This window comes from Pseudomonas sp. 3296 (genome assembly GCF_031456615.1).
GTDB classification, from domain to species: Bacteria; Pseudomonadota; Gammaproteobacteria; order Pseudomonadales; family Pseudomonadaceae; genus Aquipseudomonas; species Aquipseudomonas mucoides.
Map to the genome: position 1 here is coordinate 168,662 of NZ_JAVDUY010000006.1, position 19,139 is coordinate 187,800.

16 protein-coding genes and 1 pseudogene are annotated in these 19,139 nt (G+C 59.3%); 14 read left to right on the forward strand and 3 right to left on the reverse strand.

Annotated elements, in window-relative coordinates:
• Window positions 1–43: 43 nt before the first annotated feature.
• Window positions 44–1,078 (reverse strand): annotated as a pseudogene (locus tag J2X66_RS30255) (cache domain-containing protein); the annotation flags it as partial.
• Between the two features lie 282 nt (window positions 1,079–1,360).
• Between J2X66_RS30255 and J2X66_RS17560 the strand changes: the two are divergent.
• Together J2X66_RS17560 and J2X66_RS17565 are read left to right on the forward strand one after the other, a co-directional pair.
• Window positions 1,361–1,615 carry a hypothetical protein gene (locus J2X66_RS17560; protein WP_027922147.1) on the forward strand — a complete coding sequence of 85 codons (255 nt, stop codon included), beginning with the start codon at window positions 1,361–1,363 and terminating at the stop codon, window positions 1,613–1,615.
• A gap of 31 nt (window positions 1,616–1,646) precedes the next feature.
• Complete coding sequence (locus tag J2X66_RS17565) at window positions 1,647–2,216, forward strand: lipocalin family protein (protein ID WP_027922146.1); 570 nt, start codon at window positions 1,647–1,649, stop codon at window positions 2,214–2,216.
• 57 nt (window positions 2,217–2,273) lie between these two features.
• On the opposite strand, the gene J2X66_RS17570 is transcribed toward J2X66_RS17565, so the two are convergent.
• Window positions 2,274–3,638: a formimidoylglutamate deiminase gene (locus J2X66_RS17570; RefSeq protein ID WP_310266551.1), complete on the reverse strand. Its 1,365-nt coding sequence runs from the start codon at window positions 3,636–3,638 to the stop codon at window positions 2,274–2,276.
• Window positions 3,639–3,784: 146 nt separating this feature from the next.
• On the opposite strand from J2X66_RS17570, the gene hutC reads away from it, so the two are divergent.
• The 12 genes from hutC to hutG all read left to right on the forward strand — a co-directional run bounded on the left by hutC (window position 3,785) and on the right by hutG (window position 18,245).
• Window positions 3,785–4,495, forward strand: coding sequence for a histidine utilization repressor (gene hutC / locus J2X66_RS17575; RefSeq protein WP_172825957.1), 711 nt, complete (start codon window positions 3,785–3,787; stop codon window positions 4,493–4,495).
• Between the two features lie 10 nt (window positions 4,496–4,505).
• Window positions 4,506–5,072 carry a HutD family protein gene (locus tag J2X66_RS17580; protein ID WP_310266552.1) on the forward strand — a complete coding sequence of 189 codons (567 nt, stop codon included), beginning with the start codon at window positions 4,506–4,508 and terminating at the stop codon, window positions 5,070–5,072.
• A 400-nt stretch (window positions 5,073–5,472) separates the two neighbouring features.
• Window positions 5,473–7,161 carry a urocanate hydratase gene (hutU, locus tag J2X66_RS17585; RefSeq protein WP_310266554.1) on the forward strand — a complete coding sequence of 563 codons (1,689 nt, stop codon included), beginning with the start codon at window positions 5,473–5,475 and terminating at the stop codon, window positions 7,159–7,161.
• Between the two features lie 55 nt (window positions 7,162–7,216).
• Window positions 7,217–8,686 carry a cytosine permease gene (locus tag J2X66_RS17590; RefSeq protein ID WP_310266556.1) on the forward strand — a complete coding sequence of 490 codons (1,470 nt, stop codon included), beginning with the start codon at window positions 7,217–7,219 and terminating at the stop codon, window positions 8,684–8,686.
• A gap of 69 nt (window positions 8,687–8,755) precedes the next feature.
• Window positions 8,756–9,724, forward strand: a complete 969-nt coding sequence (locus J2X66_RS17595; RefSeq protein ID WP_310266558.1) for an ABC transporter substrate-binding protein — start codon at window positions 8,756–8,758, stop codon at window positions 9,722–9,724.
• A gap of 70 nt (window positions 9,725–9,794) precedes the next feature.
• Entirely contained in the window at window positions 9,795–10,646 is an 852-nt protein-coding gene (locus J2X66_RS17600) for a proline/glycine betaine ABC transporter permease (protein ID WP_027922139.1), read from the forward strand.
• Window positions 10,643–11,473 (forward strand): glycine betaine/L-proline ABC transporter ATP-binding protein, encoded by an 831-nt coding sequence (locus tag J2X66_RS17605; protein ID WP_007948989.1) that lies wholly within the window; start codon window positions 10,643–10,645, stop codon window positions 11,471–11,473. Before J2X66_RS17600 ends, J2X66_RS17605 begins: the two co-directional genes overlap by 4 nt.
• A gap of 77 nt (window positions 11,474–11,550) precedes the next feature.
• On the forward strand, window positions 11,551–13,074 hold the full coding sequence (gene hutH, locus J2X66_RS17610) for a histidine ammonia-lyase (RefSeq protein ID WP_310266561.1): 1,524 nt from the start codon (window positions 11,551–11,553) through the stop codon (window positions 13,072–13,074).
• Between the two features lie 115 nt (window positions 13,075–13,189).
• A complete protein-coding gene (gene hutH, locus J2X66_RS17615) occupies window positions 13,190–14,722 on the forward strand; it encodes a histidine ammonia-lyase (protein WP_310266564.1) in 1,533 nt (510 codons plus the stop codon).
• 79 nt (window positions 14,723–14,801) lie between these two features.
• Entirely contained in the window at window positions 14,802–16,211 is a 1,410-nt protein-coding gene (locus tag J2X66_RS17620) for an amino acid permease (RefSeq protein WP_129439215.1), read from the forward strand.
• 17 nt (window positions 16,212–16,228) lie between these two features.
• The gene (gene hutI / locus J2X66_RS17625) at window positions 16,229–17,434 is read left to right on the forward strand and encodes an imidazolonepropionase (RefSeq protein ID WP_310266567.1); all 1,206 of its coding nucleotides are present in this window, start codon (window positions 16,229–16,231) and stop codon (window positions 17,432–17,434) included.
• Window positions 17,435–17,444: 10 nt separating this feature from the next.
• Window positions 17,445–18,245, forward strand: a complete 801-nt coding sequence (hutG, locus tag J2X66_RS17630) for an N-formylglutamate deformylase (RefSeq protein ID WP_310266569.1) — start codon at window positions 17,445–17,447, stop codon at window positions 18,243–18,245.
• A 91-nt stretch (window positions 18,246–18,336) separates the two neighbouring features.
• Here hutG and J2X66_RS17635 read toward each other — a convergent pair whose 3' ends face one another.
• The gene (locus J2X66_RS17635) at window positions 18,337–18,876 is read right to left on the reverse strand and encodes a hypothetical protein (protein ID WP_310266572.1); all 540 of its coding nucleotides are present in this window, start codon (window positions 18,874–18,876) and stop codon (window positions 18,337–18,339) included.
• Window positions 18,877–19,139: the final 263 nt, after the last annotated feature.

Genomic DNA, 19,139 nt, shown 5'->3' on the forward strand with positions numbered 1-19,139 from the left:
CGGTGGCCGAGGACACTTCGCGAATCGAGGTATGAATACGCTCTACAAAACGGTTGAACGAGGTGCCCAGTGCACCGAATTCGTCCTGGCCGTGGATGGTCAGGCGTTTGGTCAGGTCACCTTCGCCTTCGGCGATGTCATGCATCGCGCGGCCCATGGTCAGCAGCGGCTGCATCAGGAAGCTGATCAGCATGCCCAGCAACGCGATGATGATCACCACGGCGATGACCATGGCGATGATCGCCGAGGTGCGGAATTCGCTGAGCATCGAGAACGCGGTGTCCTGATCCAGCACCAGCGCCACGTACCAGTCCGCCGACGGCACGCCGTTGACGTGGGTGAAGGAGATGAACTGGGTCTTGCCGTCGAACTCGACTTCTTTCATGCCCGGGCTGACTTTCGGCGCGCCGTTCGGGTAGGCATCGGCCAGTCCTTTGAGCACCAGTTTGCTGTCCGGGTGGATCAGGATCTTGCCGTCGGCGCTGACGATAAACGCATGGCCGTGACCGCCGAAGTTCAGCGAGTTGATGATTGCGCTGACGCTGGACAGGTCGATGTCCGCACCGGCGACACCGATCATCTGGCCCTGATTCTTCACGGGCGTGGCGACGGTGATCACCAATTTGCCCGAGGACGCAGCGATGTACGGTTCGGTAACGATGGTCTGTTGCGCGCTGTTGGCCGCCTTGTACCAGCCGCGAGCGCGAGGATCGTAGTCGGCGGCGCGATTGCCGGCCGGGACCGAAAACATCACACCGTCAGTGCCACCGAAATAGCTCAGCTGGAAGTTGCTGGTGTAAGCCGGCAGGTCGATGGCGCGTTTCAGGCTGGCGGGTGCGCTGCCATCCATGGCGATCTGCTGGGACAACGATTGCAGCAACTGAATGCGGCTTTCCAGCCAGGTCTGGATGTTGCTGGTGGTCAGGCTGCCGAGTTCCTGCATCGAGGATTCGGTACTGCTGCGCAGGGTCTGGCGCTGGCGGTAGTCGTTGAACAGGATGAAACAAGCGAATGCAACGGCCACCACGAGGGCGGCAGCCAACAAGATCTTGTGGCTGAACTTCATGTTTCTGGTCATTAAATGAGCTACCGCGGAGGGGCTGATCAACTGGGGGCGTCAATTTGCCACAGTCAGGGCTGTGGGATCCCTCTATGTCGACTGGCCAGCGCCAAAGATTAGGCGTCTTTTTGCAAAAATCGACGAAATACCCATTGGCGTAAGAAAGTGGCTGATTTTTCGAAAAAAGGCAGACGAGTGGCCTGATAAATAGCGTGGCGGTCGGGGAACCAGATGGGGCTTTTCTCTTCTAAGCTTCTGCTTGGCAGCCATGCCATTCCCCTTCGCTCCAGGAGTTTCACCATGTCGCTGCGATCTATCGCCTTGCTCTCGTTCTGCGTGTTGTTGGCCGCCTGCAGCAAGGTCAATCAGGAAAACTACTCGAAATTGTCGACCGGCATGCCTAAGGCCGAGGTCGAAACGTTGTTGGGTCAACCTGCTGATTGCTCGGGCGCGCTCGGTATGTCCAGTTGCACTTGGGGCGACAAAAACAGCTTCATCAGCGTGCAGTACGCCGGTGACAAAGTATTGATGTTTTCCGGCCAAGGCCTGAAGTAAACCGGGGCGTTGCGCCCACGGGAGAAAAACAATGAAGCGGTTCCTGTTCGTACTTTTTGCCGGCCTGGTATTGGCTGGCTGCGCCACTTCTGGCCATGATTCGTTGGCGCCAAAAACGGTCAACAGCGTCAACCTCAAGCGTTACCAGGGAACCTGGTACGAGTTGGCTCGCCTGCCGATGTATTTCCAGCGCGACTGCGCGCAGTCCGAAGCACATTACAGCCTCAAGCCTGACGGCAACATGGCGGTGTTGAACCGCTGCCTGACACCGCAGTGGCAGTGGGAAGAGGTCAAGGGCACGGCTTATCCACAGGTGTCGGGTAAATTCGACAAACTGTGGGTCGAGTTCGATACCTGGTTTTCTCGTCTGCTGCCTGGTACGGCGAAGGGCGAATACTGGGTGTTGTACGTCAGCGATGACTACAAGACAGCCATTGTGGGCGACCCGAGTCGCAAGTACCTGTGGCTGCTGTCGCGGACGCCGACGGTCAATGGCGTAGTTCGAGAGGAATTGCTGAGCAAGGCGCGTCAGCAGGGTTACGACACCACGCGGCTGATCTGGCGTGCGACGGATACGCAGATGGCCAAGACCTCGAACTAACTGTTTGCCGAATCCCAATGTGGGAGCGAGCCTGCTCGCTCCCACAGTTGTTTGGGGTTAGCCCAGGAGATCGCGCAGGACCTGGGTGAACGCACGATTGCTTTCTTCTTCACCCGCATGACGCCCGTCACGCACGACCCACTGGCCATTGACCAGCACATCACGCACCTGACGATCACCACCGGCAAACAACCAGCGATTCAAAATCCCGTCGCCACTGGCCGTCGCCAGGTACGGATCGTTGCCGTCCAGTACCAGCCAATCCGCACGCTTACCGACTTCCAGTGCGCCAATCGGCTGACCCAACGCCTGAGCGCCGCCATCCAATGCCGCGTCGTACAGTGTGCGACCCACCATCGGCTGCTCCGCGCCATACAAACGATTACGCCGCTGATCACGCAGACGCTGGCCGTATTCCAGCCAGCGCAATTCTTCCACCACGCTCAACGACACATGACTGTCGGAACCGATGCCCATGCGTCCGCCCTGAGCGAGGAAATCCACCGCCGGGAAAATCCCGTCTCCAAGGTTGGCTTCGGTGGTCAGGCACAAACCGGCAATGGCGCGACTCTTGGCCATCAGTGTGACTTCTTCCGCGTTGGCGTGGGTGGCGTGAACCAGGCACCAGCGCTGATCGACCTCGGTGTTTTCGTACAGCCATTGCAGCGGGCGACGACCGCTCCAGGTCAGGCAATCGTCGACTTCCTTCTGCTGTTCGGCAATGTGAATGTGCACCGGGCATTGCTTGTCGCTGGCGGCCAGCACTTCGCTGATCTGCTGCGGGGTTACTGCGCGTAGCGAATGGAAGCACAAGCCCAGCGACTGCGCCGGTTGCTGCGCCAGGATCGGCTGCAAACGCGACTGAAGTTTCAGGTAGTTCTCGGTGCTGTTGATAAAGCGGCGTTGGCCTTCGTTGGGTGTCTGGCCACCGAAACCGGAATGGCTGTAGAGCACCGGCAGCAGGGTCAGACCGATACCGGCGGAGCTGGCGGCCTGGCTGATGCGCAGCGCCAGTTCGGCCGGGTCGGCGTAAGGCTGGCCATTGGAGTCGTGGTGCACGTAATGAAATTCCGCGACCGAGGTGTAACCGGCCTTGAGCATTTCGATGTAGAGCTGACGGGCGATGACGCCGAGTTGATCCGGGCTGATTTTTCCGACGAGGCGATACATCAAATCGCGCCAGGTCCAGAAACTGTCGTTCGGATTGCCCGCCACTTCCGCCAAACCGGCCATCGCTCGCTGGAAGGCATGGGAGTGCAGATTCGGCATCCCCGGCAGCAGCGGACCGCTTAGCCGTTCGGCGCCATCTGCATGGGAATCGGCCTGGATATGGGTCAATACGCCCTCGGCGTTGACCTCAAGACGTACATTGTTGGCCCATCCACTAGGCAGCAGCGCGCGTTCGGCAAAGAAGGCGGACATGGTTCAGCACCCCATCGTGTGTTATTTGTATATACATATACAGACGTTTGCCTGCTCGGTAAACTCCGGCAAGCTAGCAACTCTTCTCAAACGAACAAGGATTAACCGTGCCGACTCCGCCCCCAGTGTCACCGTTGGCCGCGAACATGGGCGACAGTCCGGCGCCCTTGTACGCCCGCGTCAAACAGATGATTACCCAGCAAATCGACAGTGGAAACTGGCCGCCGCACTACCGCGTTCCGTCGGAAAGCGAGCTGGTCAGCCAGCTCGGCTTCAGCCGCATGACCATCAACCGTGCCCTGCGCGAGATGACCGCCGACGGTCTGTTGGTGCGCATGCAAGGCGTCGGAACGTTCGTCGCCGAGCCGAAAAGTCAGTCCGCGCTGTTTGAAGTGCACAACATCGCCGACGAGATCGCCTCCCGTGGCCATCGCCATACCTGCAAGGTGATCACCCTTGAAGAAGAGGCCGCCGGCTCCGAGCGCGCTTTGGCGCTGGATATGCGCGAAGGGCAGAAGGTTTTCCATTCGCTGATCGTGCATTTCGAAAACGATATCCCGGTGCAAATCGAAGACCGTTTCGTCAACGCGCTGGTCGCGCCGGAGTACCTCAAGCAGGATTTCACCCTGCAAACGCCTTACGCCTACTTGAACCAGGTCGCACCGCTGACCGAAGGCGAGCACGTGGTCGAGGCGATTTTGGCCGAGGCGTCCGAGTGCAAATTGCTGCAGATTGAAAAGGGCGAGCCGTGCTTGCTGATTCGTCGCCGCACCTGGTCCGGCCGTCAGCCAGTGACCGCCGCCCGTTTGATCCACCCCGGTTCCCGTCATCGTCTGGAAGGTCGGTTTCATAAATAGAGAGCCATAAATGAAATCCAAGGTTTTACGCGCCAAAGATTACCCACGCATGCCATGGAAAAACGGCGGCGGCAGCACTGAAGAAATCACCCGCGATGCAGGCGTTGGCCTTGAGGGTTTCGGCTGGCGCCTGTCGATTGCCGACATAAGCGAGTCGGGGGGCTTCTCGACATTCACCGGTTACGAGCGAGTCATCACTGTGCTGCAAGGTGACGGCATGACCTTGCGGGTGGATGGCCAGGACACGCAGCCGTTGTTACCGCTGCACCCGTTTGCCTTCAACGGTGAGAGCGAGGTGTCATGCACACTGCTCGGCGGGCCGATCCGTGACTTCAACCTGATTTATGCGCCACAACGTTACTGCGCGCGGTTGCAGTGGCTGGCGGGTGAGCAGCGGTTTTTCAGCTCGGCGGGTACGGTGCTGGTGTTCAGTATTGCCGAGAATTTAGAAGTGAATGCCGGTAACAGCGTTTCGCAAATGGGGCGCCATGATTGCCTGCAACTGGACGGTAACACTGGGTTGTTGGAAGTCTCCAGCAATGGCCCATGCTGCGTGATCGAGCTGACGGCTCACTAATTCAACACCTCCACTGATCATTCCCACGCTCCTGCATGGGAACGATCATCATCCTGTTCCCCAGCGCGCACCAACTTGTTACCGAACGCCCCAGCGTGGCGCAAAACCGCGCTCAAGTAACAGCCGTCGCCCTTCCGCAACAATCCCCCCAAAAATTTCATCTCTAGCAGAACCCTTGATCTACAAGCGTTCCAGCCCATCCAAAAACTTTCTTGAACACCCATCCAACAAGTTGGCCGCTTGATTGCATATGCTTGTATGTACAAGTAAAGACGTATGCGTATGAGTCGACCGAGACTCTCCGCAGCGTCCACTGATTCGCTTGTGGCGCAACGATGCGCACAGGCTGGCTTGCCCACCGCCAGGGTTGGTTTGAATTGATCGCTGAGGAGTCTTTTTCGTGACTGACAATACCCAGAAACCTACTAAATACCGCGATGTTGAAATCCGTGCTGCCCGCGGTAACAAGCTGACCGCCAAGAGCTGGCTGACCGAAGCACCGCTGCGCATGCTGATGAACAACCTCGACCCGGAAGTCGCCGAGAACCCTAAAGAACTGGTGGTTTACGGCGGTATCGGTCGTGCGGCACGTAACTGGGAATGCTACGACAAGATCGTCGAAAGCCTGACCAACCTGAACGACGACGAGACCCTGCTGGTGCAATCCGGCAAGCCGGTCGGCGTGTTCAAGACTCACACCAACGCACCGCGCGTGCTGATCGCCAACTCCAACCTGGTACCACACTGGGCGAGCTGGGAACACTTCAATGAACTGGACGCCAAAGGCCTGGCCATGTACGGCCAGATGACCGCTGGCAGCTGGATCTATATCGGCAGCCAGGGCATCGTTCAAGGCACCTACGAAACTTTCGTCGAGGCCGGTCGCCAACACTACAACGATGATCTGAAAGGTCGTTGGGTCCTGACCGCAGGCCTCGGTGGCATGGGCGGCGCTCAACCTCTGGCTGCGACCCTGGCTGGCGCTTGCTCGCTGAACATCGAATGCCAGCAGGTCAGCATCGATTTCCGTTTGAACAGCCGCTACGTCGACGAGCAGGCCAAAGACCTCGACGACGCGCTGGCTCGCATCGCCAAATACACCAAAGAAGGCAAGGCGATTTCCATCGCGCTGCTGGGTAACGCCGCTGAAATCCTGCCGGAACTGGTTCGTCGTGGCGTACGCCCGGACATGGTCACCGACCAGACCAGCGCCCACGACCCGCTCAACGGTTACCTGCCAGCCGGCTGGACCTGGGAAGAGTACCGCGCTCGCGCCAAGACCGAGCCCGCCGCTGTTGTAAAAGCCGCCAAGCAATCGATGGCCGTGCACGTTAAAGCGATGCTGGATTTCCAGAAAATGGGCATCCCGACCTTCGACTACGGCAACAACATCCGTCAGATGGCCCAGGAAGAAGGCGTGGAAAACGCATTCGACTTCCCAGGCTTCGTACCGGCCTACATCCGTCCTCTGTTCTGTCGCGGCATCGGTCCATTCCGTTGGGCGGCACTGTCGGGCAACGCTGAAGACATCTACAAGACTGACGCCAAGGTCAAAGAGCTGATCCCGGACGACGCTCACCTGCACAACTGGCTGGACATGGCGCGCGAGCGCATCAGCTTCCAGGGTCTGCCGGCACGTATCTGCTGGGTTGGCCTGGGTCTGCGCGCCAAGCTCGGCCTGGCCTTCAACGAAATGGTGCGCAGCGGTGAATTGTCCGCGCCGATCGTGATCGGTCGCGACCACCTGGACTCCGGTTCGGTCGCCAGCCCGAACCGCGAAACCGAATCGATGCAGGACGGTTCCGATGCTGTATCCGACTGGCCACTGCTCAACGCTCTGCTCAACACCGCGAGCGGCGCGACCTGGGTGTCCCTGCACCACGGCGGCGGCGTCGGCATGGGCTTCTCCCAGCACTCGGGCATGGTGATTGTCTGCGACGGTACTGACGAAGCGGCCGAGCGTATCGCCCGCGTGCTGCACAACGACCCGGCGACTGGCGTTATGCGTCACGCCGATGCGGGTTACCAGATCGCAATCGACTGCGCCAAGGAACAAGGCCTGAACCTGCCGATGATTACCGGCAAGTAATGCTCGGCTCCTTCAGGTCGGAATAAATCCAATAACAATCCACAGAGGTTGAACCATGGCTGTCAGCGAACGTGCAGGCAACAAACCGTTGATCGAGAAGCGCTCGATCGACTACATCCCGGAAGCGGAAAGACACGGTCGTCTATTTAGCCAGTTCACCCTGTGGATGGGTGCCAACCTGCAAATCACCGCGATTGTCACCGGGGCCCTGGCCGTAGTGTTGGGCGGTGATGTGTTCTGGTCGTTGATCGGCCTGTTGATGGGTCAACTGCTCGGTGGCGGGGTCATGGCGTTGCATGCGGCGCAAGGGCCCAAGCTTGGCCTGCCGCAGATGATTTCCAGCCGGGTCCAGTTCGGCGTGTATGGCGCGGCCATCCCGATCGTGCTGGTCTGCCTGATGTACCTGGGCTTCACCGCAACGGGCACCGTTCTGTCCGGTCAGGCGCTGGGCCAGCTGTTTGGCGTCAGCGACACCGTCGGTATTCTCCTTTTCGCCAGTGTCATCGTGCTGGTCACGGTGCTCGGATATCGGGTGATCCATTGGATCGGCCGTGTGGCCAGTGTCATTGGCGTGATTGCCTTTGTTTATCTGTTCAGCCGTCTGATGAGCCAGGTTGATGTGGGCGCACTGTTGCAAATCCGCCACTTCAGCTGGAGCAGTTTTTTGCTCGCGGTATCGCTCGCGGCCTCTTGGCAGATCGCTTTCGGCCCTTATGTGGCTGACTACTCTCGCTACCTGCCGAGCAAGATTTCTTCGGTGAAAACCTTTTTCGCCGCAGGCGCAGGTTCGGTCATTGGTGCGCAGGTCGCGATGGTCCTCGGTGTGTTCGCTGCTGCATCGGCCAACGGCCAATTCGCTGGGCATGAAGTCGCCTACATCGTTGGTCTGGGCGGTACCGGTGCCACCGCTGCGCTGCTGTATTTCAGCATCGCGTTCGGCAAGGTCACCATCTCCACGCTGAACTCCTACGGCAGCTTCATGTGCATTGCGACCATCATCAGCGGTTTCCGTGGTGACCTGAAAGTATCGCGCCTGCAGCGTCTGGTCTTCGTGCTGGTCATCGTCGGTGCTGCGACCCTGATGGCGTTGCTCGGCCAGCACTCGTTCCTCGGTGCGTTCAAGTCCTTCATCCTGTTCCTGCTGGCGTTCTTCACGCCATGGAGCGCGATCAACCTGGTGGATTACTACTGCATCACCCGCGAGCGCTATGACGTGCCAGCGCTGGCCGATCCTAACGGTCGCTACGGCCGTTGGAACGCCCTCGGTATCAGCGTCTATGTCTTCGGTGTGCTGGTGCAGCTGCCGTTCATCTCCACCAAGTTCTATACCGGTCCGCTGGTGGCGGCCCTGGGTGATGTGGATATCTCCTGGATCATCGGTCTGGTGATTCCCGCGGCCCTGTATTACGTGTGTGCGAAAAAATGGCACGGCACCGTGCCCGATCAACTGATTCTGCCGATCGAGCAGGACAGTGTTGTACAACCTAAAAAAAACGGGACCGGTCGCGTTGCGACGCAGGCCTGATTGGACGTGGACAGGGCTGGATGCCTCTTGACTGCCGTAAGCCAATTCATGATTAGGAGCGTCACAACAATGAAATCGAACAAGACCCTGCTGACCACATTACTTTCCATGGGCCTGCTGGCCAGTGCTGGCGCCACTCAGGCGGCGGGTTGGTGCGAGTCGGGCAAACCGGTGAAATTTGCCGGCCTGAACTGGGAAAGCGCCATGCTGCTGACCGACGTGATGCAAGTCGTGTTGGAGAAGGGCTACGACTGCAAGACCGACAGCCTGCCGGGCAACTCCATCACCATGGAAAACGCCTTGAGCAGCAACGACATCCAAGTGTTCGCCGAAGAGTGGGTCGGCCGCAGCGAAGTCTGGAACAAGGCCGAGAAGGCCGGAAAAGTCGTCGGTGTCGGCGCACCTGTGGTCGGCGCAATCGAAGGCTGGTACGTGCCGCGTTACGTCATCGAAGGCGATGCCAAGCGCAAGCTGGAAGCCAAGGCTCCCGAGCTGAAAAACATTGCCGACCTGGGCAAATACTCGGCGATTTTCAAGGACGCTGAAGAACCCTCCAAGGGCCGTTTCTACAACTGCCCGGCCGGCTGGACCTGCGAGCTGGACAACAGCGAAATGCTGAAGAGCTACGGCCTGGAAAGCACCTACACCAACTTCCGCCCAGGCACCGGCCCGGCGCTGGATGCGGCCGTGCTGTCGAGCTACAAGCGTGGCGAGCCGATCCTGTTCTACTACTGGTCGCCAACCCCGCTGATGGGCCAGATCGACGCGGTGAAACTCGAAGAGAAACCAGGCGTGAACAAGACCGTGGATATCAAGGTCGGCCTGTCCAAGACTTTCCACGAACAGGCCCCGGAACTGGTGGCCGTGCTGGAAAAGGTCAACGTGCCAATCGACATCCTCAACCAGAACCTTGGGCGCATGACCAAAGAGCGGATCGAGTCGCCAAAACTGGCGAAGATCTTCTTGAAGGAACATCCTGAAGTCTGGCACGCGTGGGTGAGCGAAGACGCAGCCAAGAAAATCGACGCGGCCTTGTAGGTTGAGCCTCTCCGACTGCCGGTAGCGGCAGTCGGACGCTTGATCGCAACCCCTTGATTGAGAGTCTCCTATGTTTCCCGAAAGCTTTACCTTTTCCATCGCCGACTGGGTCAACGGTTGGGTCGATTCGCTGGTCACCAACTACGGCGACGTGTTCCGGCAGATCTCGGACACGCTGCTGTGGGCCATCGTCAACCTTGAAGGCCTGCTGCGTGCGGCGCCTTGGTGGTTGATGCTCGCCATCGTCGCGGGCATTGCCTGGCATGCCACGCGCAAAGTCGTGACCACCGCTGTGATTGTCGGCTTGTTGTTCCTGGTGGGGGCGGTCGGCCTCTGGGACAAGCTGATGCAAACGCTGGCGCTGATGATGGTGGCGACGATCATTTCGGTGCTGATCGGCATTCCGCTGGGCATTCTCTCGGCGCGTAGCAATCGCCTGCGTTCGGTGCTGATGCCGTTGCTCGACATCATGCAAACCATGCCGAGCTTCGTGTACCTGATCCCGGTGCTGATGCTGTTCGGTCTGGGCAAGGTCCCGGCGATTTTCGCCACCGTGATCTACGCCGCACCCCCGCTGATTCGTTTGACCGACCTGGGTATTCGCCAGGTCGACGGCGAAGTGATGGAAGCGATCAACGCCTTCGGTGCCAACCGCTGGCAGCAACTGTTTGGCGTGCAACTGCCGCTGGCCCTGCCGAGCATCATGGCCGGGATTAACCAAACCACCATGATGGCCCTGTCGATGGTCGTGATTGCCTCGATGATCGGTGCCCGTGGCTTGGGCGAAGACGTACTGGTGGGGATTCAGACTCTCAACGTTGGACGTGGTCTTGAGGCGGGTCTGGCGATCGTGATTCTGGCAGTGGTTATCGACCGTATTACTCAGGCGTATGGTCGGGCACGGCATGAGGTGAGCAAATGAACAACGCGACCGTGAGCAAGATCGAAGTCAAAAACGTCTTCAAGATTTTCGGCAACCGCTCCAAGGATGCGCTGGCGATGATTGGCCAGGGCAAGACCAAAGACCAGGTGCTGTCCGAAACCGGCTGCGTGGTCGGCGTGAACGATTTGTCCCTGAGCATCGGCACCGGCGAGATCTTCGTGATCATGGGCTTGTCGGGTTCGGGTAAATCGACCCTGGTGCGCCACTTCAACCGCCTGATCGACCCGACCAGCGGCGCGATCCTGGTGGACGGCGTGGACATCCTGCAATACGACATGGAAGCCCTGCGCGAATTTCGCCGGCACAAGATCAGCATGGTGTTCCAGAGCTTCGGCCTGCTGCCGCACAAGACCGTGGTGGATAACGTCGCCTACGGCCTGAAGGTGCGCGGCGAGAGCAAGCAAATGTGCTCCGAGCGCGCGCTGCACTGGATCAACACCGTAGGCCTCAAGGGCTACGAAAACAAATACCCGCATCAGCTCTCGGGCGGCATGCGTCAGCGTGTGGGCCTGGCCCGCGCCTTGGCCGCGGACACCGACATCATCCTGATGGACGAAGCGTTCAGTGCCCTCGACCCGTTGATCCGCGCCGAGATGCAGGACCAGTTGCTGGAACTGCAAAAGACCCTGCACAAGACCATCGTCTTCATCACCCACGACCTCGACGAGGCCGTGCGTATCGGCAACCGCATTGCGATTCTCAAGGATGGCCGCCTGATTCAGGTGGGTACGCCAAGAGAGATCCTGCATTCGCCGGCGGATGAGTATGTGGACCGGTTCGTCCAGCGTCGGGCGGCGGTGGTTTAAGAGATTTGCGGTGTCTGTGCCCGCGATGAGGGCAGTAACTCTGCATCAATATTCAGGTTGTACGCACGAGGTTCATGATGTCCCAGGCTGAAAAAATCGTTATCGCCGACGCCCCGTTGCGTTGGCAGGATGTGGTCGCCGTCGCTCGCCATGGCGCACAGCTTGAGCTGTCACCACAGGTCTGGGCGCGGATCGACAATGCTCAGGCGATCGTCCAGCGCATCGTCGTCAGCGGCGAGCGCGCCTATGGCGTCAACACCGGCCTCGGCGCGCTGTGCAATGTCTCGCTCAAAGACGAACAGCTCAGCCAACTGTCGCGCAACACCTTGCTTAGTCACGCCTGTGGCGTCGGCGCACCTTTGGCCGACGAACAGACCCGCGCAATCATCTGCGCCGCCGTTCGCAACTACAGCCATGGCAAATCCGGCATTCATCGCCGGGTGGTCGAAGCCCTGTTGGCGCTGCTCAATCGCGGCATCACCCCGCAAGTGCCGTCCCAGGGTTCGGTGGGTTACCTGACCCACATGGCCCACATCAGCATCGCGCTACTGGGTGTCGGCAATGTCAGCTATCGCGGGCAGATCGTTTCCGCGCAGCAAGCCCTGGCCGAAGAAGGTCTGCAACCGGTTCAACTGGGCGCCAAAGATGGTCTGTGCCTGGTGAACGGCACGCCGTGCATGTCCGGCCTCAGCTGCCTGGCACTCGCCGACGCCACGCGTCTGCTGCAATGGGCTGACGTGATCGGAGCCATGAGCTTCGAAGCCCAGCGCGGTCAGATCGCCGCGTTCGATGCTGAAATTATTGCCCTCAAACCGCATCCAGGCATGCAGCAAGTCGGCATCAACCTGCGTGCGTTGCTCGATGGCAGTGAAGTGATCGCCAGCAGCAAAGGCATTCGTACTCAGGATGCGCTGAGCATCCGTTCGATCCCGCAAGTTCACGGTGCCGCTCGCGATCAGCTTGAACACGCGAAAAAGCAGATCGAAACCGAACTCAACTCGGTCACCGATAACCCGATGTTGTTGGGCACACCGGACAACTTCCGCGTGATGTCCCAAGCTAACCCGCACGGTCAATCGGTCGCGCTGGCCGCTGACTTGTTGGCCATCGCCATGGCTGAAATCGGCTCTATCGCCGAACGTCGTCTGGACCGCTTGATCAACCCGCATGTCAGCGGTTTGCCGGCATTCCTGGTGGCCAATCCGGGGGTTAACTCCGGAATGATGATCGTCCAGTACGTCGCCGCTTCGCTGTGTGCGGAAAACCGCCAGTTGGCGCAACCGGCGGTACTCGACAACTACGTCACCTCGGGCCTGCAGGAAGACCATCTGAGCATGGGCACCAACGCCGCGCTGAAGCTGCATCGTGCCCTGGAAAACTGCACCCAGATCCTCGCCATCGAGTACCTGCTGGCGTCTCAGGCGTTTGAGTTCTTGAAAGAGCAACGCTTCGGCGCCGGCACCGATGCCGCCTGGCATCTGCTGCGCGAGCGAGTCCCGGCCTACGACCAGGACCGCTGGCTGGCACCGGACATCGCCAGTGCCGCCGCCGTTTTGAAAGACCCGATTTTGCTGCACAAAGTGTTACCGAACCTGAACTGATTTCCACCACACCAGCGTGCCAAGGCGCGGCTCCCCAGAAGGCGAGACGCGACGGACAACGGACATCTCCGGAGCGTCTGGTGAGTTAATAAAAGACTCTCAAAAGGAGAATGAAATGACTGCGTTAAACCTTATTCCCGGCCAACTGAGCCTTGCCCAACTGCGTGATGTTTATCAGCAGCCGGTCAAAATCACCCTGGACAACAGTGCCTCGGCCCAGATTGAAGCCAGCGTCGCCTGCGTGGAACAGATCCTTGCCGAGAACCGCACCGCTTATGGCATCAACACCGGTTTCGGCCTGCTGGCTTCGACCCGTATCGCCAGCGAAGACCTGGAAAACCTCCAGCGCTCGCTGGTGTTGTCCCACGCCGCCGGTGTCGGCGAGCCGATCAGCGACGCGCTGGTACGCCTGGTCATGGTGCTCAAGGTCAACAGCCTGAGCCGTGGTTTCTCCGGGATTCGTCGCGTGGTCATCGACGCGCTGATCGCCCTGATCAACGCCGAGGTTTACCCGCACATTCCATTGAAAGGTTCGGTCGGTGCCTCCGGTGACCTGGCGCCTCTGGCGCACATGTCGCTGGTGCTGCTGGGCGAAGGCAAGGCGCGCTACAAGGGCGAATGGATGGAAGCCACCGAAGCGCTGAAAATCGCCGGTCTGACCCCGCTGACCCTCGCTGCGAAAGAAGGCCTGGCGCTGCTCAACGGCACTCAGGTGTCGACCGCTTATGCCTTGCGTGGTCTGTTCGAAGGCGAAGACCTGTTCGCGGGTGCGGTTGCGCTGGGTGCGCTGACCGTTGAAGCGGTATTGGGCTCGCGCTCGCCGTTCGATGCACGTATCCACGCTGCCCGTGGCCAGAAAGGCCAGATCGACGCCGCTGCCGCTTACCGTGATCTGCTGGGCGAGCGCAGCGAAGTGTCCGACTCGCACGAGAACTGCGAAAAGGTCCAGGACCCGTACTCCCTGCGCTGCCAGCCACAAGTCATGGGCGCCTGCCTGACCCAGTTCCGCCAGGCCGCTGAAGTGTTGGCCGTCGAAGCCAACGCCGTGTCGGATAACCCGCTGGTGTTCGCGGCTGAAGGCGACGTGATTTCCGGCGGTAACTTCCACGCCGAACCGGTGGCCATGGCCGCCGACAACATGGCGCTGGCCATCGCGGAAATCGGCTCCCTGAGCGAACGCCGCATCTCGCTGATGATGGACAAACACATGTCGCAACTGCCGCCGTTTCTGGTGGCCAATGGCGGCGTGAACTCCGGCTTCATGATCGCTCAGGTGACTGCGGCGGCACTGGCCAGCGAGAACAAGGCCCTGGCGCATCCGCATTCGGTGGACAGCCTGCCGACTTCCGCGAACCAGGAAGACCACGTTTCCATGGCGCCGGCTGCCGGTAAACGCCTGTGGGAAATGGCCGAAAACACTCGCGGCGTCCTCGCGGTGGAATGGTTGGCGGCGGCTCAGGGTCTGGACCTGCGTGAAGGTCTGAAGACCTCTGCGAAGCTGGAAAAGGCTCGTGCCATCCTGCGTGCCGAAGTGCCGTTCTATGAGAAAGACCGTTTCTTCGCACCGGACATCAATGCGGCGAGCGAGTTGTTGGCGACGCGTTGCTTGAATGAGCTGGTTATAGCGAAGTTGCTGCCTAGTCTGTAACGGCTCCTTCTCTGATGATCGTTCCCACGCAGAGCGTGGGAACGATCATGTCGCCAATAAGAATAATTAAGGACGAGAAATGCAACAGCCAGCAAAAGGCTTGAAACGCGGGCTCTCTGCCCGACATATTCGCTTCATGGCACTGGGGTCGGCGATCGGCACCGGGCTGTTTTACGGTTCTGCCTCGGCCATTCAAATGGCCGGGCCAGCGGTACTGCTCGCATACCTGATTGGTGGCGCGGCGGTGTTCATGGTCATGCGCGCCCTCGGCGAGATGGCGGTGCACAATCCGGTGGCCGGCTCTTTTGGCCACTACGCCAGCACGTATCTTGGGCCGATGGCGGGCTTCATCCTCGGTTGGACCTACGCGTTTGAAATGGTCATCGTCGGCATGGCCGACGTCACCGCATTCGGTATTTACATGGGCTTCTGGTTTCCGGAAGTCGCCCGCTGGATCTGGGTACTGGGCATCGTTTCGGTGGTCGGCGGCCTGAACCTGTGCAACGTCAAAGTCTTCGGTGAAATGGAGTTCTGGCTGTCGCTGCTCAAGGTCGCGGCCATCGTCGCGATGATCCTCGGTGGCTTCGGCATCATGTTGTTCGGCATCAGCACGGCGCCGGGCGCCCAGGCGACCGACATCAGCAATCTCTGGAGCCACGGCGGATTCATGCCCAATGGCGTGGGCGGCCTGATCGCTTCGTTTGCGGTGGTGATGTTTGCGTTTGGCGGCATCGAAATCATCGGTGTGACAGCGGGCGAAGCCAAAGACCCGCAGCACGTGCTGCCCCGGGCGATCAATGCCGTGCCGTTGCGTATCCTGCTGTTCTACGTGCTGACGATGTTCGTACTGATGTCGATCTTTCCATGGCAGCAGATCGGCAGCCAGGGCAGCCCGTTCGTGCAGATTTTCGACAACCTGGGGATCAGCTCGGCGGCGACCATCCTTAATATCGTGGTGATCTCGGCGGCAGTATCGGCGATCAACAGTGACATCTTCGGCGCTGGCCGCATGATGTACGGTCTGGCCCAGCAAGGGCATGCGCCCAAGGGCTTTGCCCGCTTGTCGCGCAATGGCGTGCCATGGATGACGGTAGTGGTGATGAGTGTCGCGTTGCTGCTGGGCGTGCTGCTGAATTACCTGATTCCGGAAAATGTATTTCTGTTGATCGCCTCCATCGCAACCTTCGCCACTGTATGGGTCTGGTTGATGATTCTGTTCACCCAAGTGGCCATGCGTCGCTCCATGAGTGCCGAGCAGGTCGCCCAACTGAAATTCCCGGTGCCGTTCTGGCCCTATGCGCCGATGGCGGCGATTGCCTTCATGCTGTTCATCTTTGGCGTGCTGGGCTATTTCCCGGACACCCAGGCGGCTCTGATCGTCGGCGTGGTCTGGATTGTATTGCTGGTGCTGGCCTACCTGACGTGGGTAAAACCGGCGGCAGGGAAGGCAGTACCGGTAGAGCGGGAACCTTCTTTTTCTCATCGATAACCTAACGGAGGCCACGGATGAAAACTCTCTGGCAACACTGCCACGTCGCAACGATGGCGCAAGGCGCCTACTCGATCATCGAGGATGCGGCCATCGTGACGTCAGGAGCGCACATTGAGTGGATCGGCCCACGCGCTGAACTGCCGGCGGGCGAGTACCCGGCAGTCAATGATCTTAAAGGGGCCTGGGTGACGCCGGGCCTGATCGACTGCCACACCCATACAGTGTTCGGCGGTAACCGCAGCGGTGAATTCGAACAGCGTCTGCAAGGCGTCAGCTATGCAGAAATCGCAGCGGCCGGTGGTGGCATCGCCAGCACCGTGCGCGCCACTCGCGCGGCCACTGAAGATGAACTGTTCGCCAGCGCCGCCAAGCGTCTGAAGAGCCTGATGCGCGACGGCGTGACCACGGTCGAAATGAAATCCGGCTACGGCCTGGACCTGGCCAGCGAACGCAAGATCCTGCGGGTCATCCGCCGTCTCGGCGCCGAGCTCCCGGTCAGCGTGCGCAGCACGTGCCTGGCCGCTCACGCCTTGCCGCCGGAATACGCGGATCGTGCCGACGAGTACATCGATCACATCTGCGCCGAGATGCTCCCGGCCCTGGCTGCCGAAGGGCTGGTGGATGCCGTGGACGCCTTCTGCGAATACCTGGCTTTCTCGCCAGCGCAGGTCGAGCGCGTGTTCGTCACCGCACAGGAACTCGGTTTGCCGGTGAAGCTGCACGCCGAACAACTGTCGTCGTTGCACGGTTCGAGTCTTGCGGCGCGCTATCACGCACTGTCGGCGGATCACCTGGAGTTCATGACCGAGGACGACGCCATCGCCATGGCCAAGTCCGGAACCGTCGCCGTGCTGCTGCCGGGCGCGTTCTACTTCCTGCGGGAAACCCAGTTGCCGCCCATGGAAGCCCTGCGCAAGCACGGGGTGAAAATCGCCATCGCCAGCGACCTCAACCCCGGCACCTCGCCGGCGCTGTCGTTGCGCTTGATGCTGAACATGGCCTGCACCTGTTTCCGCATGACCCCGGAAGAAGCACTGGCAGGCGCGACGATTCATGCCGCCACCGCGCTGGGCATGGCCGACACCCACGGTTCGCTGCAAGCCGGCAAGGTTGCGGATTTTGTCGCCTGGCAAATCGATCGTCCGGCCGACCTGTCGTACTGGTTGGGCGGTGATCTGGAAAAACGCGTCGTGCGTCACGGCGTCGAGACAAGCGTTTAGGAGAGCAGTTGTGGATAAGGTTCTGAGCTTCAAACAAGGCCGCGTGCCGCTGCTGATCAGCATGCCTCACGCGGGCCTGCGCCTGACCCAGGCGGTCGAAGCCGGGTTGATCCCCGACGCCCGCAGCCTGCCGGACACCGACTGGCACATTCCGCAGCTTTACGCGTTTGCCGCAGAGTTGGGCGCAAGCACGTTGGCGGCCGAGTATTCGCGATTCGTGATCGACCTGAACCGGCCATCCGACGACAAGCCTTTGTATGTCGGCGCGACCACCGGCCTGTACCCGGCGACGCTGTTCGATGGCATTCCATTGTTCCGCGAAGGGTTGGAGCCTTCGAAAGAAGAGCGTGCCACCTATCTGGAACAGATCTGGACGCCATATCACACGACTTTGCAGAACGAGCTGGCGCGACTGAAAGCCGAGTTCGGTTATGCGTTGCTGTTCGACGCGCACTCCATCCGCTCGATCATCCCGCACCTGTTCGACGGCAAACTGCCGGACTTCAACCTCGGCACTTTCAATGGCGCCAGTTGCGATCCGCAGTTGGCCACTCAGCTGGAAGCAATCTGCGCGCGTCACGCCGACTACGGCCATGTGCTGAACGGTCGTTTCAAGGGCGGCCACATCACCCGCCATTACGGCAACCCGGCCGAGAACATCCATGCGGTGCAACTGGAGTTGGGCCAGTGCACGTACATGGAAGAGTTCGAGCCGTTCCGCTATCGCCCGGATCTGGCCGAGCCGACGCAAGTGGTGCTCAAGGAATTGCTGCAAGGCCTGCTGGCCTGGGGCGAAAACCACTACGGCTGACTGATCGATCATTCCCGCGCAGAGTGAGGGGATGATTAAGGTTGGGGGCGATTCTTGATGGTGGAAAATCGCCCTCTGTATTGAACTGGAATTAAATAGAATGTTGGCCTCTGTTTAATAAATTGAAGTTTCCATTCATTATTCGGATATCTGTAGTGGGGCCTGGATTGTCGTGGTCCATTACCAGAAGATTGAAAGTGCCTTTGATCCGTGTTCGCTGTTGATCCCATTCGTAACTTGTCCAACCTTCGATGCCCAGGTAGTTATCGGTCGTATCTATCAGATTGTCTTTGTCAGGGTTTCTGTCGACTATCTTGAATAGGTTTCCACTGTGTTTGATCACGTTGGGTGGGAGGCGTGCGGAGACCAGCGCTTCGTTTGTTCCCTTGAGCTCTTCTCCAATATATAAGTGAATTGCGATAACCTCTTTGATGCCTGCTAAGCCAGCTTTTGGGGGGGAATCTTTAAAAATATCGTGGAAGGCCTGTAGCTCCCAGCATTTACTTCCAGAAGCATCAATGCTCTCTTTTATGTTTATCTTGTTTGCCTTGAATGCAAAATTTCCAGCTGGGAATTTTATGGTGGCAGTAAATTCTTCATTAAGTATTTGTGAAGTGGAAGGTGTGCTCATAATAAATTTCCTGGATTGAAATATTATATTCGAGGAGGGTGTAATTACGGCTTCCTTGTCGATTTAATATTTCTTCAGGTTTCTTGTCTGCTGGTACTTCTGACAGTTTTTATGTTGTTTGGCTATATTGTTTACCTGCATACACTCTCTGGCGTTTTATTTGAGTGTGCGCGCAGAGCCTCGGAACGATCTCGCGAGACAGTCGCCACCGTGCAAATCTCGGTCGCCACAGTTCGCTTTTACCCTCTCGCTGCTGCGTAATG

Bases quoted from the DNA above. Each gene is read 5' to 3' on its own strand.
- J2X66_RS17565 (WP_027922146.1), top strand. From the start codon at position 1,647: ATGAAGCGGTTCCTGTTCGTACTTTTTGCCGGCCTGGTATTGGCTGGC.
- J2X66_RS17560 (WP_027922147.1), top strand. From the start codon at position 1,361: ATGTCGCTGCGATCTATCGCCTTGCTCTCGTTCTGCGTGTTGTTGGCC.
- hutH (WP_310266561.1), top strand. From the start codon at position 11,551: ATGTCCCAGGCTGAAAAAATCGTTATCGCCGACGCCCCGTTGCGTTGG.
- J2X66_RS17590 (WP_310266556.1), top strand. From the start codon at position 7,217: ATGGCTGTCAGCGAACGTGCAGGCAACAAACCGTTGATCGAGAAGCGC.
- J2X66_RS17570 (WP_310266551.1), bottom strand. From the start codon at position 3,638: ATGTCCGCCTTCTTTGCCGAACGCGCGCTGCTGCCTAGTGGATGGGCC.
- J2X66_RS17595 (WP_310266558.1), top strand. From the start codon at position 8,756: ATGAAATCGAACAAGACCCTGCTGACCACATTACTTTCCATGGGCCTG.
- hutI (WP_310266567.1), top strand. From the start codon at position 16,229: ATGAAAACTCTCTGGCAACACTGCCACGTCGCAACGATGGCGCAAGGC.
- hutC (WP_172825957.1), top strand. From the start codon at position 3,785: ATGGGCGACAGTCCGGCGCCCTTGTACGCCCGCGTCAAACAGATGATT.
- J2X66_RS17620 (WP_129439215.1), top strand. From the start codon at position 14,802: ATGCAACAGCCAGCAAAAGGCTTGAAACGCGGGCTCTCTGCCCGACAT.
- J2X66_RS17600 (WP_027922139.1), top strand. From the start codon at position 9,795: ATGTTTCCCGAAAGCTTTACCTTTTCCATCGCCGACTGGGTCAACGGT.
- hutH (WP_310266564.1), top strand. From the start codon at position 13,190: ATGACTGCGTTAAACCTTATTCCCGGCCAACTGAGCCTTGCCCAACTG.
- J2X66_RS17635 (WP_310266572.1), bottom strand. From the start codon at position 18,876: ATGAGCACACCTTCCACTTCACAAATACTTAATGAAGAATTTACTGCC.
- J2X66_RS17605 (WP_007948989.1), top strand. From the start codon at position 10,643: ATGAACAACGCGACCGTGAGCAAGATCGAAGTCAAAAACGTCTTCAAG.
- J2X66_RS17580 (WP_310266552.1), top strand. From the start codon at position 4,506: ATGAAATCCAAGGTTTTACGCGCCAAAGATTACCCACGCATGCCATGG.